General features: G+C 41.6%; 1 protein-coding gene. It reads right to left on the reverse strand.

Annotated features, from left to right (window positions below; all coding sequences use genetic code 11):
- Positions 1 to 87: 87 nt before the first annotated feature.
- Positions 88 to 1065: a glutathione S-transferase family protein gene (locus I3254_RS00485; protein ID WP_238050467.1), complete on the reverse strand. Its 978-nt coding sequence runs from the start codon at positions 1063 to 1065 to the stop codon at positions 88 to 90.
- Positions 1066 to 1351 lie beyond the last annotated feature (286 nt).

The raw sequence follows: 1351 nt of genomic DNA on the forward strand, positions 1-1351 counted from the left end.
TGGCTTTGATTCCTTGCAAATATAGACAGTATATAGCGTTAGACCCTACGCCAGCATGAATAATGTCCATTACACCTTAAAATAAAACTATAGACGTGCACGGTCATGTGGCTCATTAAAATCAATCACTGGGCCAGCAGGGACAATACGCGTGGGATTAATATTGGCATGACTGGTGTAATAATGCTGCTTGATATGGTCCATATTTACCGTCTCTGCGATACCAGGTACTTGATATAAATCACGCAGATAGCCCCAAAGATTTGGATAGTCAACGATACGACGCAGGTTGCATTTAAAATGCCCAACATAGACCGCGTCAAAACGAACTAAGGTGGTAAACAGTCGCCAATCTGCCTCAGTTATGGTGCTACCTGTCAGATAACGCTGATGTGCTAAGCGCGTCTCAAGTGTATCTAATGCCGCAAATAGCTCAATCAAAGCCTCTTCGTAAGCCTCTTGTGTGGTAGAGAATCCTGTTTTATATACGCCATTGTTGATAGTTGAATAGACGAAGGTATTTATATCATCAATTTTTTGCAATAACTCTGCTGGCACAAAATTACCTGCTAGTGCCCCAACCTCATCAAAGGCAGAGTTAAACATCCGAATAATTTCAGATGATTCATTACTCACGATTGTGTTTGTTTTTTTATCCCACAAGATAGGTACGGTGACACGGCCTGTATAGTCTGGCTTGGCCTTGGTATACAGCTCATAGGCATAGTCTGCATTGATAACTGGATCAGCAACGACGCCTGCACCTTCTGCAAACGTCCAACCATACTCACCCATATATGGATGTACTACAGACAACGGAATGATGTCTTCTAAGCCTTTAAGCTTGCGATAGATAAGGGTACGGTGTGCCCAAGGACAGGCTAGCGACACGTATAGATGATAGCGGTCAGGTTCGGCTTTAAAGCCCTCAATACCTGTAGGCCCTGCGCTACCATCTACCGTTACCCAGTTCCTAAAACCAGCATCTTCACGCTGAAAGCGGCCGCCACTCTCTTTTGTCTCGTACCACTTGTCTTGCCACTGCCCGTCTACCAAGAGACCCATGTTATTCTCCAACTGTTTTTAATATTTGTTTAACGCTTACTCAGCATGACTGACTTGAAGCCATTATTATCATGATGATTACATCGCTTAAAGAGATATCATACCAGTTATAAGGGTTTAATCATTAGCGTCATCCCTTTTATTAACAATAAAAACTAAACGTATTAAATTTAATGTTTAGTAAATATACACAAAAATATATCTAAATAACTAGGGCGTGTTGAACATTCATAATTTGAGCCAGATATAAGCACAAGCAAGAGCGACCGTATTTTCATAACTCTGC

The organism is Psychrobacter sp. Ps2 (assembly GCF_022129405.1).
Classification (GTDB): Bacteria; Pseudomonadota; Gammaproteobacteria; order Pseudomonadales; family Moraxellaceae; genus Psychrobacter.

What these genes read in the sequence shown, in the direction of transcription:
- I3254_RS00485 (WP_238050467.1), bottom strand. Translation starts at nt 1,065, where the DNA reads ATGGGTCTCTTGGTAGACGGGCAGTGGCAAGACAAGTGGTACGAGACA.